Below are 14,320 nucleotides of genomic sequence, written 5' to 3'. Positions count from 1 at the left end.
TCCGGCTCCCCCTGCTCCGTGAAGGGGGGAGTTGGGTGGGCGGGGGTCCTCGAGTCTGCGTGGGTGGGAGGGGCGGGGGTGCCTCGACTCCGGCCCGTACCCGTGGGCCTCGCACCTGCGAGCCCGTACCCCATGGAACGGGCCTACGCTCGGCATGAGCGGATGGGGAGGTGCCCGCGCGGATGGGTGGGGGCATGAGCGGATGGGGAGGGGGCTGCGCGGATGGGTGGGGGCATGAGCGGATGGGGAGGCGGCTGCGCGGATGGGTGAGGGTGCCTCGACTCCGGCCCGCACCTCCGGTGCGGGCCTACGCTCGGCATGAGCGGGTGGGTTGGGGCCGCGCGGTCCGGTGCGGCCATCGGCGTGAGCGGGGTGGGGAGCGGCGCGGACGCGGCGTACGGGCGTCACGGCCCGGCTTGCGACAACATGCCGCTTCTGCTCGGCCTTTTCTGAGAGCCTTCTCACGGGGAACCCATGCCGCGGCGCGCCGGCCGCGGCAGAACACGGCCCGCGATGATGCCCTCCTCGGTCCTTCTCCTCTCGCTCCTGGTCGTCGCCGATCCGGTCGCCCCGTCGAGCCCGCCGGCCGCGCCGGCGCCGGCCCCGGCACCGGCCGCGCCGCAACTGCACGCCGCGCCGCCGCACCGCATGGCGCCGCTCGCGCCGGAGCGCGTCTACGCCATCACCTTCGACGAGGCGCTGGGGCTCGCGGCGGAGGCGCCGGCGGTCTCGGGCGCGGAGCGCGCGGTCGCCGCCAAATCCGAGGGCAATTCGAAGATTGGCCTGCTCACCTCCAACCCCTCACTCGTCCTCCAGCCCGGGTTCGCGACCAGGGACGCGAACTCGCGGCTGGAGGGCGAGGTAGCACTCACGCAGTCCTTCAACCTGGCGGGCCTCTCGGGCAATCGCCGCAGGGCGGCCCGCACCGAGGAGCAGCAGCTCCGCGACGAGGCCCGCGCGGTGGCGCTCTCGCGCCGCCTCGACGCGGCGCAGGCGTGGCTGGACATGTGGGCGGCAGAGAACGCGTTCCAGCTCTCGCGCGAGGAGCTGGGCCTCGCGATGGAGCTGGCGGCCCGGACCCGTCGCGCGGCGGAGTCGGCGGCGCTGACCCGCGCGGACGCGGCGGACGCGGACGCTTACGAGGCGGAGGCGCGGCTGGCCTCGCTCTCGGTCGAGGGCGAGGTGACCGACCTGGGCTTCCGGCTCGCGGAGACGGTGGGCCGGGCGACGCCGCTGCCGATGACGACCTCGGGCGAGCTGCCGATGGCGACGGTCCCGGAGCGCGCGGCCTGGCCGGCGCTCATCGCGCGCGCGGCGGCGCTGCCGGCGGCCCGCGCGGAGAAGCTGGCGGCCGAGGCGGACCGGGCCCGCGCCTCGGAGGCGCGGTCGGCGCGCGGCCTCGACCTGCAGCTGGGCGTGCGCGGGCAGCGCGACTCGGCGGGTGACGACGTCCTCTACGGCATCGTGGGCTTCACCTTCCCGGTCTTCGAGCGGGGCCACCGCGAGGCGGCGACCTACGACGCGGCGGCGGCCCGCCGCGCGGGCGAGGCGGAGGACGCGTCGCGCCGCGCGGTGACGGAGCTGGCGCGCGCCTTCCACGAGGTGGAGCACACGGGCGAGGTCCTCGACGCGCTCGAGAAGACGCTGGTCCCGGCGGCGGCGGAGAGCGCCCGGCTCCGCGAGGCGGCGATGCGCGCGGGCGACGCGACGGTTGTCGAGGTCCTGGTGGCCCGCCGGAGCGCGGCGGCGGCGCGGGCGCGCGAGCTGCGCGCGCGGGCGGCGCACGCATGGGCGCGGGCGAAGGTCGCGATGCTGGTGGCGCTGGTGCCGACGGATGGGGGGCCGGCGGCACCCGCTCGCCCTTCGACAGGCTCAGGGCGAGCGGGAGAGGGCAGGGACTCGCTCGCGGAAGCGCCCGCTCGCCCCTCGACTTCGGCGGTGCCTTCGGCCCCGCCTACGCTCGGGGTGAGCGGATCACCGGGTGAGCGGGACGGCCAGGGAAGCCCGCTCGCGGTGACCGGAACAACGGGTGAGCGGGGGCAGGGAAATCCGCTCGGATCACCGGGTGAGCGGGCCCCCCAGGGAACCCCGCTCGTGGTGAGCCCGTCGAACCACGAGCGTGATGCGGAGCGAGCCCCGCTCCCCACCGAACCTATGCAACCCCGCAGCACCGGAGCGACGCCGTGAACCGATCCCCTCGCAAGACCCTCCTCGCGGCCGCCGCCGCCCTGGCCGCGCTCGCGGCCTGCTCGAAGGAGCCGTCCCCGGCGCAGCCGCCGCAGGCCTCGCCGGTGGAACCGGCCTCGCTGAAGCTCGCGAAGGAGCAGGCGGGCGCCGCGGACACGACCCCGGCCGCCGCGACGAGCGCGCGCACGCCCTGGGTCCGGGTCCGCGCGGCGGAGGGCGTCTCGCTGCTGGAGGCCCCGGCCACGGTGCTGCCGGCGCCGGAGGGCGTGGCGGCGGTGACGCCGCCGTTCCGCGCGCGCATCACGAAGATCTCGGTCCGCGCGGGCGAGAAGGTGGCGAAGGGCCAGGTCATCGCCGAGGTGGTGATGCCGGAGGTGGTGCAGGCGGCCGGCGCCTACGCGGCCGCGACGACGCGCCTCGAGGCCTACCAGCGCCGGAAGGACCAGCTCGACGGCCTCAAGAAGGACGGCCTGGTGAAGCTCTCCGACCTCCTCGAGGCGGAGACGAAGCTCGCCGAGGCCCGGGCGGACCAGCAGAGCGCGCTCGCCACGCTCCGTGCCGCGGACCTCGCCGCGGCGGACGCGCGGCGCATCCTGGACGGCTCGGGCCAGGTGGGCCTGCGCTCGCCGATCTCGGGCATGGTCCACGAGGTGAAGGCGTCGATCGGCGAGACGCGCGAGGCGGCGGGCGAGCCGATCGCGCGGGTCGCCGCGGACGGCGAGACGCGGGTGGAGGCGCGGCTGGCGTACGCGCCGCCGCCGACGGCGAAGTTCGAGCTGATCCTGCCGGACGGCACGCGCCACCCGGTGGATCTCCTCGGCCGGGCGCCGGTGGTCGATCCGCGCGACGGCACCACGGCGGCCTGGTTCGCGGGCCGGAACGGCGGCGCGCGGCTGCCGGCGGGCCTCTCGGCGCGCCTGGCGGTCAAGATCGGCGAGGCGGCCGCGGCGGTGCCGGCCCGCTCGGTGGCGCTCGACGGCAAGCAGGCCTACGTGGTCCGCAACGTCGCGGGGAAGCCGCAGCGCCTGCCGGTGCAGGTGCTCGCCACCTCCGGCGCGGACGCGCTCGTGAAGGGCGTCGAGCCGGGCACGGAGGTCGCGGCGGACGCGGCGCTGGCCGGCTCGGAGGAGCAGCCGTGATCGGACGCCTGGTCGCGTGGTGCGTGGACCACCGCAAGCTGGTGGTCGCGCTCACGATCCTGCTCGCCATCGTGGGCGCGATCTTCAGCGCGCGCCTGAAGTTCGACGCGATGCCCGACATCACCACCAACCAGGTGCTGGTGCTGACGCGCGCGCCGGGGCTCACGCCGGAGGAGGTGGAGCGGCTCGTCACCCGGCCCATCGAGGCGGCGCTGGGCGGCGTGCCGGGCATGGTCGAGCAGCGCAGCCTCTCGCGCTACGGCATCTCCTCGGTCACCGCGGTCTTCGAGGACGGCGCCGACACCTACCGCGCCCGCCAGGTGGTGAAGGAGCGGCTCGACACGGTCGAGCTGCCGGGCGGCGTCTCGGCGCCGGAGCTGGGCCCGGTGACGGGCGGCCTGGGCGAGATCTTCCACTTCACGATCTCCTCCAACCGCCGCACGCCAGCGGAGCTGCTGGAGATGGCGACGCTCCGCGTGTCGCCGCTGCTCCGCAGCGTGCCGGGCGTGGTGGAGGTGAACACCTGGGGCGGCGAGCAGCGCACGCTCGAGGTCCGCGCGGATCCGGTGCGGATGGCGCAGCGCGGGCTCACGCTCGCCGACCTGCGCGGCGCGCTGGAGCAGGCGACGGGCACCGCGGCGGGCGCGAGCGTGCCGGCGGGCTCGGCGCAGTCCTTGCTCCGCGCGGTGGCGCTCCCGAAGGACCCGACCGACCTCGCCCACGCGCTCGTCCGCGCGGAGGACAGCGAGCTCCCGCCGGTGCGGCTCGCCGAGGTGGCGGACATCCGCGTGGGCGCGATGCCGCGCATCGGCGCCGCCACCAAGAACGGCCACGGCGAGACGGTCTACCTGATGGCGCAGATGCTCCGGGGCGACAACGCGCTCGAGGTGATGGACCGCGTCCACGACGCGATGGCGAAGGTCCGCCGGGCGCTCCCGGACGACGTGACGGTGGACATCGTCTACGACCGCTCCAAGCTGGTCGAGGGCACGCTCCACACGGTCTTCAAGAATCTGCTGGAGGGCGGCCTGCTGGTTGTCGCGGTGCTGTTCCTCATGCTGGGCTCGTTCCGCGCGGGCCTGCTGGTGGCCTCGGCCATCCCGCTCTCCATGCTGGGCGCGACCGGCGCCATGGTGCTGCTGGGCATCCCGGGCAACCTGATGAGCCTGGGCGCCATCGACTTCGGCCTGGTGGTGGACGGCGCGGTGGTGATGGTGGAGGCCATCTTCCACGGCGTCGCGGCCGCGACGTTCGCGTCGGCCGACCGGCGCGGCGCGCGCGACAGGATGGCGGCCCACGTGCGCGAGGTGACGCGCTCGATGGCGACGCCGGTGTTCTTCTCGGTGCTCATCATCCTGCTCGTCTACGTGCCGGTGCTGTCGCTCACAGGCGTGGACGGGAAGATGTTCCGCCCGATGGCGCTGACCGTCGTCTTCGCGCTCCTCACCTCGCTCGTCCTCTCCGTCACCTTCATCCCGGCCGCGGCGGCGCTGCTGCTCCGGCCGAAGGACATCCCGGCCCGCCCGCCGCCGCTGGTCCGGCTCATCGACCGGCTCTACCTCCCGTTCCTGGAGCGGACGCTGGCGCGCCCGAAGGCGGTGGCGGCCGGCGCGGTGACGCTGCTCACCCTGGGCGTGGCGCTCTTCATGACGGCGGGCTCGGAGTTCGTGCCGCAGCTCGACGAGGGCGACCTCGTCATCCAGACCACCCGCGCGGCCGACATCTCGCTCGAGTCGGCGGTGCGCGAGGCGGGGCGGATGGAGGCGGCGGTGCTGTCGCAGGTGCCGGAGGCGACCCGCATCGTGTCGCGCGTGGGCAGCCCGGCGGTCGCGACCGACATCATGGGCCTCGAGCAGGCGGACGTGTTCGTGACGCTGAAGCCGCGCGCCGAGTGGCGCAAGGGCCTCACCCGCGACGACCTCATCCGCGAGGTGGAACTCGCCATCGGGCGCGGCGCGCCGGGCGGCGACCCGGCCTTCACGCAGCCCATCCAGATGCGCTTCAACGAGCTGCTGGGCGGCTCGGTCGCCGACGTGACCATCTCGGTCTACGGCGAGGACCTGGCCGGCCTCCGCACGCTGGCGGAGCAGGTGACGGGCGTGGTGGAGCAGGTGAAGGGCGCGGAGGACGTGCGCATCTACGCGCCGCCGGCGGTGTCGCTGCTCGAGGTCCGGCCGCGGCCGCTCGACGTGTCGGCGGCGGGGTTCACCGTCCGCGACGTGCTCGACGCGGTCACCGCGGTCCGCACCGGCGTCGAGGTGGGCGCCACCTACGACGGCCCGCTCCGCATCCCCATCGTGCTGCGCCTGGGCGACGGCGCGAGCGCGTTCACGCTGCCGTCGCTGGGCCTGCCGGCGCCGGGCGGCGCGCTGGTGCCGCTCTCGCGCGTGGCGGACGTGTCGAGCGAGGTGGCGCCGAGCCTGGTGTCGCGCCAGGACGCCGAGCGCCGCCTGGTGGTCGGCTTCAACGTGCGCAGCTCCGACCTGGGCGGCGTGGTGGGCGCGGCGGAGCGGGCGGTGGCGGCGCAGGTGCGCCCGCCGGCCGGCTACCGGATCGAGTGGGGCGGCTCCTTCGAGACGCTGAACGAGGCGAAGCGGCGCCTCGCGGTGGTCATCCCGGTGGTGCTGGTGCTCATCGTGGGCGTGCTGCTCGCCGCCTTCCGGAAGCTGAAGCCGGCGCTCGTCATCTTCATGAACGTCCCGTTCGCCTCGGTGGGCGGGATGATCGCGCTCTGGGCCCGGGGCATGCCGGTGTCCATCTCGGCGGCGGTCGGCTTCATCGCGCTCTCGGGCGTGGCGGTGCTGAACGGCGTCGTGCTCATGAACCGCCTGGTGGCGCTGGAGGGCGAGGGGCTCTCGCCGGCCGAGGCGGCCGCCACCGCCGCACGCGAGCGGGCCCGGCCGGTGCTGATGACGGCCCTCGTGGCCGCGCTGGGCTTCATCCCGATGGCGGTCGCGACCGGGGTGGGCGCCGAGGTGCAGCGCCCGCTCGCCACCGTGGTCGCCTTCGGCCTCGTCACCTCCACCATCCTCACCCTGCTCGTGCTCCCGGCGCTCTATCCTTGGCTCTCGCGCCGGGCCGAGGGATCATCGGCGCCGGAGCCCGTGCATGAAGCTCTTGCTGGTCGAGGATGAGGACCGGGTCGCGCGCGTGCTGGCGCGCGGCCTGGCCGAGGAAGGTCACCAGGTGGACGTCTGCGGCACGGGCCTCGCGGCCCGGGAGCAGGCGACCACCATCGCCTACGACGTGGTGCTGCTCGACTGGTCGCTGCCCGACCTCGACGGCATCTCGGTGCTGCGCGAGTGGCGGGCCCGCGGCCTGCGGACGCCGGTGCTGCTGCTCACCGCCCGCGGCTCGACCGGCGAGAAGGTCACCGGCCTGCGGGCCGGCGCCGACGACTACCTCGTGAAGCCGTTCGACTTCGACGAGCTCATCGCGCGCATCGAGGCGCTGCACCGCCGCGGCGGCGCGAGCGACGTGTCCGCGCTCGGCCCGGTGACGCTCGACGCCCGCCGGCGCGCGCTCATCGCGGGCGCGAAGTCCGAGACGCTCACCGCCCGCGAGTACGGCCTCATCGCCGAGCTGGCCCGCCATGCGGGCGAGGTGCTCTCGCGGAGCCGCCTCATCGAGACGGTGTGGGGCCAGGAGTTCGAGGGGAACTCGAACGTGGTGGACGTGTACGTCGGGTACCTGCGCACCAAGCTCGACCGGCTCGGCGCCGCGGGCGTCCGCATCGAGTCGGTGCGCGGGGTGGGGTACCGGCTGTCGGTGCCGCCGGGGGCCGGCGCGTGAAGCTGGCGGCGCGGCTCTGGCTGCTCGGGGCGGTGGTGCCGGCCCTGGGCATGCTCGCCGCGGCGCTCGTGGCGGCCGAGCTCTTCCGCGCCAGCCTGGAACGCGCGCTCGACGACGCGCTCATGGGCCAGGCCGCGGCGGAGGCGGTGTCGCTGTTCGACGCGCCGGGCGGCAAGCCGCACCTGCACATGGCGACCTCGCCGCTCCGCGGGGCGCTCACCCGCTTCGCGCCGGCCGCCGCGCTCTACGACGCGGCCGGCACGCGCATCCTGGTGTTCCCGGAGGACGCGCCGCCGGGCCTGGTGGACGAGCGGCTCTCGCCGCAGGGGCTCGGGCCGGAGCCCCGGCTCGCCACGCGGCGGCGCGCGGGGCACGGCGGGCAGGACCGCGTGCTCACGGTGGGGGTCACGAGCCAGGACGGCGCGCCCTGGGCGCTCGAGCTCTCCGCCTCGCTCGCGGGCGTGCACGAGACGGTGCGCACGTTCCGGCGCGCCGGGTTCGCGATGGCGCTCCTGCTCGGCGCGGCGCTGTTCCTCCTCCAGACGTTCCACGCGCGCCGGCTGGCCCGGCGCGTGAACGCGCTCACCGGCCACATGGCGGCGCTGCGCGAGGGGAACCTCGAGGCGGTCGCGCCGGCGGCGCACGGCGACGACGAGATCGCCGCGCTGGGCCGGGTGGTGGCGGACGCGACGGAGAAGCTCCGCCGCGCCCGCGAGGCGCAGGACCGCCTGGTCGCGGACGCGGCCCACGAGCTGCGGACGCCGCTCACGCTCATGCGCACCTCCATCGACCTCGCGCTGCGCCGCCGCCGCGAGGCGCCGGAGCTGGTGGAGGCGCTCGACGAGACCCGGCGCGAGGTGGACCGGCTGGCCCGGCTCGCGACGCGCCTGCTCGACCTCGCCACCGCCGGGCGCGGCGCCTGGGACCGGACCACCGGCGATCTGGTGCAGGCGGCGCACGAGGCCGCCGAGGCGGCCCGGGCCGCGGCCGAGGCGAAGGGGATCCTGGTGCAGGTGGAGGGGCCGGAGGCGCTGCCCGCCGCGTTCGACGCGGCCGGCCTTCGCCAGGCGCTCGACAACCTGCTCTCGAACGCCATCCGCCACGGTCCGCGCGGCCGGCCGGTGATCATCCGGCTCTCGCGCGCCGGCGAGGTGGCCCGCATCGCGGTGCGCGACGAGGGGCCGGGGATCGCGCCGGGCGATCGGGAGCGGGTGTTCCAGGCGTTCGAGCGCGGCAACGGCGAGGCCGCCGGCCCGGACGGCGCGGGCCTGGGGCTCGCCATCGTGGCGGAGATCGCCCGCGGGCACGGCGGGCGGGCCTACGTGGCGGACGCGGGGGCGGGGGCCGAGGTGGTGATGGAGGTGCCCCTCGACTCGGGGTCCCTCGACTCCGGGGCTGCTTCGCAGCCCCTACGCTCGGGATGAGCGAGCGATGCACGCGCCGGCGCCTGAGCCTCACCGCCGCGGCGACGCGAACCGGCTCCCGGGCTTCACCCGCCGCGCGCGCGCGGCGCGGGAGAGCACCTCCTCCACGAACGGCTCGGCCGGATCGGGCGAGAGCACGAACGTGTCGCGGTCGGTGGTCACGCGCACGAGGCCGTCGCCCCGCGTCGCGTACATCCGGAACTTCCCCAGCGAGCGCGAGCGGAACCGGCCGTAGTGGCCGAACGCGCCGCTCGTGCCCAGCAGCCGGATGGCGCCGGCGAGCGCGCCCGGCGCCAGCAGCTCCACCTCGCGCACCTCGCGGAGCGGGATCTCGATGGGCAGGAGCGGCCGCTCCACGCGGATCAGCGCGGCCTCGATCTCGAAGCCGCTCGGCGCGAGCGCCCAGACGGCCACCGCCGTGGCGACGATGAACACCGGGAGCGCCGCGAAGAGCAGCGCCGGCAGCCCGACGTCCGGCGTCTCCGGGCGCCGCGCCGCGAACGCGGTGACCGCCGCGCCGGCGGCGCTGAGGCCGACGAACAGCGCCGTGCTCACCTTGAGCGAACGCTCCCAGCGCGCGGCGTAGAGGGCCATCGACGGGGATTGTAGCGCTTCTTCGGGCCGCTCAGCCCGAGCAGAGGCCGGGCCCGCTCGACTCCCCCGCTCATCCCGAGCGTAGGCCGGGCCCCTCGGCTCCGGGCCGCTTCGCGGCCCTACGCTCGGGGTGAGCGAAACTGACGGGGCACGGCCGGAGTCGAGGGACGCTACCGCTCCACGCCGCGCGGGAACGTCTCGGCGGCGATCCGCTCGAGGCCCCCCATGTACGGGCGGAGCGGCTCGGGGATGACGACCGTCCCGTCCGCCTCCTGGCACTGCTCCAGGATCGCCACGATGGTGCGCCCCACCGCCACGCCCGAGCCGTTCAGCGTGTGCGCGAGGCGCGGCTTGCCGTTCTCGCCGCGGTACCGCACGCGGATGCGGCGGGCCTGGAAGTCCTCGCAGTTCGAGACCGAGCTGATCTCGCGGTAGGCGTCCTGGCCCGGGCACCACACCTCGATGTCGTAGGTCTTGGCCGAGGAGAAGCCCATGTCGCCGGCGCAGAGCAGCGAGACGCGGTGGTGCAGGCCGAGCCGGCGCAGCACCTCGCAGGCGTCGTCGAGCATCTTCTCGTGCTCGGCGTAGCTGTCCTCCGCCTTCGAGAGCTTCACCAGCTCGACCTTGTGGAACTGGTGCTGGCGCATGATGCCGCGGGTGTCGCGGCCGGCCGAGCCGGCCTCGGCCCGGAAGCACGGGCTGAACGCGCAGTACGACACCGGCATCGCGCTCGCCTCGAAGATCTCGTCCCGGTGCATGTTGGTGACCGGGACCTCCGCCGTGGGGATGAGGTACATCGGCGGCTCGTTCGTCGTCTTGAACAGGTCCTCCTCGAACTTCGGGAGCTGCCCGGTGCCGGTCATGGTCTCGCCGGTCACGAGGTACGGCGGGAGGATCTCGGTGTAGCCGCGCGAGGTGTGGACGTCGATGAAGAAGGAGACGATGGCGCGCTCCAGCCGCGCCGCCGCGCCCTTCAGGATGGTGAAGCGCGAGCCGGACAGCTTCGCCGCCTGCTGCCACTCCAGGACGCCGAGCGCCTCGCCGACCTCCCAGTGCGGCCTCGGCGTGAACCCGTAGGCCTTCTTCTCGCCCCAGGTCTTCACCACCACGTTGTCGTGCTCGTCCTTGCCGTCCGGCACCGAGTCGTGCGGCGGGTTGGGGACCAGCATGAGCAGGCGCGACAGCTCCGCCTCGACCTCGCCGAGCGCGGCCTCGGTCTTCTTCACCTCGTCGCCGAGCGCGCGCAGCGAGGCGCGCGCGCCCTCCACCGCGCCCTTGTCGGTACGGGCCAGTTCGCGAATGTTCGCGTTCGCGTCCGCCTGTTCCTTCTTCTGCTTCTCGAGGAGTACGTTCAGCTCACGGCGGCGGGCGGCGAGCGGCTTCACCGGCGCGAGCGCCTGCACCGCGCCCTCGCCCCGGCGGGCGAGGCGGCGCTCGAAGCTCTCGAAGTCGGCGGCGACGGCCTTGAGGTCCAGCATGCGGGAACCCCTTCGAATCGGTTGGAATCCGGGCCGCAGGATTAGTCTTTAACCTCTGGACGGGCAAGGGGTCTTGGCAGGCGTGACCCCGGGGATTCGCATGGCGGACGACGTCGAGAGAGGGCGGCCGACGCTCCGGGTGGTGCCCGGCGGTGCGCGCTCCGGCCCCCCGGCGGCCCCCGGCCCCGCGGCGACCCCGGGCGCGCCCGCCGCGATCTCCGACGAGGTGGCGGTCGCGGCGTTCCTGGCCGGCGACGACCGGGCCTTCGGCGAGGTCGTCCGCCACCACGAGCGGCTGGTGCTCGCGCTGGTGCGCCGGTACGCGCGGACCCCGGAGGACGCGCGCGACCTGGCGCAGCGCACCTTCCTTCGCGCCTTCGAGGCGGCCCGCCGCACCCTGGCGCGCGGGGGCGCCGGGGCGGTGCCGTTCCGCCGCTGGCTCGTCCGCGTGGCCGTCAACCTCGGCAAGAACCACCTGCGCGACGAGACGCGCTGGACCCGCGCGCCGCTCGAGGCGCTCGACCGCGACGCGGCCACCCCGGCGGCCGCGCACGAGGCGGCGGTCCGCGCCGAGCGCGAGGCGCGGGTGCGCCGGGCCGTGCTGGGCCTGCCGCGCCGCCAGCGCGAGGTGCTCACGCTGCGCATCGACGCCGAGCTGCCGTTCTCGGAGATCGCCGCCGCGCTCGGCACGACCGAGAACTCCGCCAAGGTGAGCTTCCACCACGCGGTGCGCCGGCTCCAGGCGCTCGCCGGGGAGGAGGAGTCGCCGTGACCGCCTGCCGGGATCAGGCCCTCGCCGTCTCGCTGCACGCCGCGGGCGCGCTGGAGGGCGCCGAGGCGGTCGCGCTGGAGCGGCACCTCGCCGCCTGCGCCGCCTGCCGGGCCGAGGCCGCGCGCGCGGCGTCGCTGCTCTCCGCGGCCCGCCTGCCGCCGCCCGGCGAGGCGGAGCTGCGGGCGCTCGACGGCCTCGCCGAGGCCACGTCGGCGGCCCTCGCGGCGCGCCGCCCGGCCGCGCGGACGCTGCGCGCGCTCGGCACCGGCCGCCGCCTGGCGCTGGGGCTCCTCGCGGTGGCCGCGGCGGCGGCGCTCGTGATCGTGCCCCTCGCCGTCCGGCAGCGGCTGCCCGGCCGCGCGGCCGCGCCGGCGGAGGTGGCCGAGGCGGAGCGCTGGCAGGAGCCGGACCTCGACACGCTCTGGCAGGACACCGAGGTGCTCTCGCTGGAGGAGACGTCCTCGGGCGGGCAGGACTCCACGGCGCTCGCCGCGTACGACGGTGGGTGAAGGGCGGTCCTTCACCCCCGGGAAATCCACGAAGAAGGAGGAAGGCGATGAGGAAGCTCCTCGCAGTGCTGGTGGTGTTGCCGCTCGCGGCCCTGGCCCAGGGTCGCGGGCCGGGCCCGGGGCCCGGCGGCGGTCAGGGCGCGCAGGCCGGGGCGCAGGCGCCCGGGCCGCGCGGTGATCCGGAGCGGATGGAGCGGCGCATGCGGCTCACCCGGACGCTCGGCCTCGCCGAGGCGCTCGATCTCGAGCCGGAGCAGGCGCTGAAGCTGGGCCAGCAGGTGGCGAAGTTCGACGACAGGCGGCTCGCGCTGCACAAGCAGATGCACGACGCGCATCAGGTGCTGCGCCGCGCCGCGCAGGGCGAGAAGGTGTTGGCGGGCGAGGTGGACCAGGCCATCAAGACGGCGCTCGACGCCCGCGCGCAGATGCAGGCGATCGACCGCGACGTGGTCGCCACCGTCACGAAGGACCTCTCCCCCGAGAAGCGCGCCCGCGCGGTCCTGTTCCTGGAGCGCTTCCAGGGCCGGTTCGGGCCGGGGATGGGCCCCGGCATGATGAAGTTCCGCCGCGGCGGCCCCGGCCCCGGCCCGGGCAAGGGCATGGGCATGGGGCCCGGCATGGGCATGATGCACGGCCCCGGCCCGGGCTGCCTCGGCCTGGCGGACGACGACGACGAGGAGTGAAGTCCGGGGTGCGCGGGCGTGCCGCGCCACCGCGTCCGGGTGACCCCGGGCCTTCGCGGCCCGGGGTTGTTACACTCGGCCGTCATGGCCCCGCCCGCCGCACCCGAGCCGCTCGCCGTCGTCACCGGCGCCTCCGCCGGCATCGGGCTGGCCCTGGCGCGGGAGCTGTCGCGCCGGGGCCGGCCGGTCCTGGCGGTGGCCCGCCGCGAGGACCGCCTCCGCTCGCTCGCGGCGGAGGCGCGCGCCGCCGGCCGCGCCGAGATCCACCCGCTCGCGCTCGACGTCTCCGCCCCGGGCGCGCCGGAGCGGCTGGTCGAGGCGGCGCGGCGGCTGGGCGGCGCCGGGCTGCTCGTCAACAACGCCGGCCTCGGCCAGTACGGCCGCTTCGAGCGCGCCAACCCGGCGCGGCTCGCGGCCATGCTGCGCGTCAACTGCGAGGCGCTGGTGCTCATCGCGCACGCGTTCCTGCCCGAGCTGCGGGCGGCGGGCGGCGGCGCGATCCTGAACGTCGCCTCGGCCGCCGCGTTCCAGCCAACCCCGTACATGGCGGTGTACGGCGCCACCAAGGCGTTCGTGCTCTCGTTCACCGAGGGGCTCGCCGAGGAGCTGCGCGGCAGCGGCGTGTGGGCAGGCGCGTTCTGCCCGGGGCCGGTGGACACCGAGTTCGGCCAGGTGGCCGGCACCGGCGGCCGGTTCGGCACGCCGCCGGGCATGCTCACCGCGGAGGCGGCCGCGCTCGAGGCGATCGAGCAGCTCCGCGACCGCGAGGTGGTGTGGGTGCCGCACCCGATCTACAAGCTCACCGCGGCCGCGTCGCGCCTGGTCCCCCGGGCGGTCCTGCGCCGCGTCTCGGGCCGGGTCCACCGGCCGACGGAGGATGCATGAGCCGCAGGCGAGGGAAGGGCGAGGACGCCACGCCGGGGATCGCGCCGGTGTACGAGGGGCCGGAGGTGCTCTCGGCGCTGCTCGAGCGCGCTGGCTCGAAGAACCGCGCCGAGGACGTGGTGGCGATGTTCACGCAGGCGCAGGCGGCGGGCGAGCCGCGCTCGGCGGTCATCCCCGGCATCTTCCAGGACGAGCCGCGCTTCGAGTCGCCGGAGGCGGCGCGGCGGCTCTACTCCAACCTGTTCGGCCTGTGGGCCCGCCTCGCCGCGGGCCTCGGCGCGCTCGACGACGCGCCCGAGGTCGTGCCGGAGCCGGCCGCGCCGCCGGAGCTGCCGGAGCGCGGCGCCGGCGAGGGCGACGTCCTCGAGCCGGAGCTGGTCGAGGCGGTGTGGAAGAACCTGGCCGCCGCCGCGCCGCGCGAGCTGCAGCGCCGGCGCGACCGCTTCCAGAACGTCCAGCCGGACCTCGCCGCCTGGCTCGACGCCGCGCCGCTCCCCGACGCGGCCGCGGTGGCCGCGCAGGACCTCGCGTTCGAGGCCTGGGCCATGTTCGACCAGGCGTTCGGCGAGCGGCTCGGCGCGGTCGAGTACCACCAGCTCCGCGCCGTCGAGAAGGAGCCGCCGCCGCTGGAGAGCGTGCAGCCCGCGCTCGCCGCGTACGTCGCCGAGCAGCTCGACGTGCTCGCCGACGACGACCCGAACGTCACCGAGGAGGTCCGCGCGCAGATCGAGCGCGCCGTGGCCGCCGCGGTGGCGGGGCTGACCGAGTCGGTGCGGGAGCTGTCGTAGCCTCGTTCTCCGCTCGTGGTTCGACGGGCTCACCACGAGCGGATGGACGGGCTCACCACGACCCTTCGA

The 14,320-nt window shown here is 75.9% G+C and carries 12 protein-coding genes; 10 read left to right on the top strand and 2 right to left on the bottom strand.

Annotated features, from left to right (window positions below):
- The first annotated feature begins 513 nt into the window (after positions 1–513).
- From PSR1_RS04805 to PSR1_RS04785, 5 genes are read left to right on the top strand one after another with little or no spacing between them, the layout of a single operon-like run.
- Positions 514–2,187 (top strand): TolC family protein, encoded by a 1,674-nt coding sequence (locus PSR1_RS04805; RefSeq protein WP_059436497.1) that lies wholly within the window; start codon positions 514–516, stop codon positions 2,185–2,187.
- The gene (locus PSR1_RS04800; protein WP_059436496.1) at positions 2,184–3,326 is read left to right on the top strand and encodes an efflux RND transporter periplasmic adaptor subunit; all 1,143 of its coding nucleotides are present in this window, start codon (positions 2,184–2,186) and stop codon (positions 3,324–3,326) included. Before PSR1_RS04805 ends, PSR1_RS04800 begins: the two co-directional genes overlap by 4 nt.
- Positions 3,323–6,460: an efflux RND transporter permease subunit gene (locus PSR1_RS04795; RefSeq protein WP_059436495.1), complete on the top strand. Its 3,138-nt coding sequence runs from the start codon at positions 3,323–3,325 to the stop codon at positions 6,458–6,460. The genes PSR1_RS04800 and PSR1_RS04795 overlap by 4 nt, the downstream gene beginning before the upstream one ends.
- On the top strand, positions 6,435–7,118 hold the full coding sequence (locus tag PSR1_RS04790; RefSeq protein WP_059436494.1) for a response regulator transcription factor: 684 nt from the start codon (positions 6,435–6,437) through the stop codon (positions 7,116–7,118). The genes PSR1_RS04795 and PSR1_RS04790 overlap by 26 nt, the downstream gene beginning before the upstream one ends.
- On the top strand, positions 7,115–8,542 hold the full coding sequence (locus PSR1_RS04785; protein WP_059436493.1) for a sensor histidine kinase KdpD: 1,428 nt from the start codon (positions 7,115–7,117) through the stop codon (positions 8,540–8,542). The genes PSR1_RS04790 and PSR1_RS04785 overlap by 4 nt, the downstream gene beginning before the upstream one ends.
- 30 nt (positions 8,543–8,572) lie before the next feature.
- Here PSR1_RS04785 and PSR1_RS04780 read toward each other — a convergent pair whose 3' ends face one another.
- Together PSR1_RS04780 and serS are read right to left on the bottom strand one after the other, a co-directional pair.
- The gene (locus PSR1_RS04780; RefSeq protein ID WP_059436492.1) at positions 8,573–9,136 is read right to left on the bottom strand and encodes a PH domain-containing protein; all 564 of its coding nucleotides are present in this window, start codon (positions 9,134–9,136) and stop codon (positions 8,573–8,575) included.
- 170 nt (positions 9,137–9,306) lie between these two features.
- A complete protein-coding gene (gene serS / locus PSR1_RS04775) occupies positions 9,307–10,614 on the bottom strand; it encodes a serine--tRNA ligase (protein WP_059436491.1) in 1,308 nt (435 codons plus the stop codon).
- A 100-nt stretch (positions 10,615–10,714) separates the two neighbouring features.
- Here serS and PSR1_RS04770 point away from each other — a divergent pair, with 100 nt between their 5' ends.
- The 5 genes from PSR1_RS04770 to PSR1_RS04750 all read left to right on the top strand — a co-directional run bounded on the left by PSR1_RS04770 (position 10,715) and on the right by PSR1_RS04750 (position 14,251).
- Complete coding sequence (locus tag PSR1_RS04770) at positions 10,715–11,386, top strand: RNA polymerase sigma factor (RefSeq protein WP_059436490.1); 672 nt, start codon at positions 10,715–10,717, stop codon at positions 11,384–11,386.
- Positions 11,383–11,895: a zf-HC2 domain-containing protein gene (locus PSR1_RS04765; protein WP_059436489.1), complete on the top strand. Its 513-nt coding sequence runs from the start codon at positions 11,383–11,385 to the stop codon at positions 11,893–11,895. The genes PSR1_RS04770 and PSR1_RS04765 overlap by 4 nt, the downstream gene beginning before the upstream one ends.
- A gap of 47 nt (positions 11,896–11,942) precedes the next feature.
- Positions 11,943–12,578, top strand: coding sequence for a periplasmic heavy metal sensor (locus PSR1_RS04760; protein ID WP_059436488.1), 636 nt, complete (start codon positions 11,943–11,945; stop codon positions 12,576–12,578).
- An 84-nt stretch (positions 12,579–12,662) separates the two neighbouring features.
- Positions 12,663–13,463, top strand: a complete 801-nt coding sequence (locus PSR1_RS04755) for an SDR family oxidoreductase (protein ID WP_059436487.1) — start codon at positions 12,663–12,665, stop codon at positions 13,461–13,463.
- Complete coding sequence (locus PSR1_RS04750; RefSeq protein WP_059436486.1) at positions 13,460–14,251, top strand: hypothetical protein; 792 nt, start codon at positions 13,460–13,462, stop codon at positions 14,249–14,251. Before PSR1_RS04755 ends, PSR1_RS04750 begins: the two co-directional genes overlap by 4 nt.
- Positions 14,252–14,320: the final 69 nt, after the last annotated feature.

Source organism: Anaeromyxobacter sp. PSR-1 (assembly GCF_000964525.1).
In the GTDB taxonomy this organism is placed as follows: Bacteria; Myxococcota; Myxococcia; order Myxococcales; family Anaeromyxobacteraceae; genus Anaeromyxobacter.
This window is presented reverse-complemented; position numbering and strand designations above follow the sequence as displayed.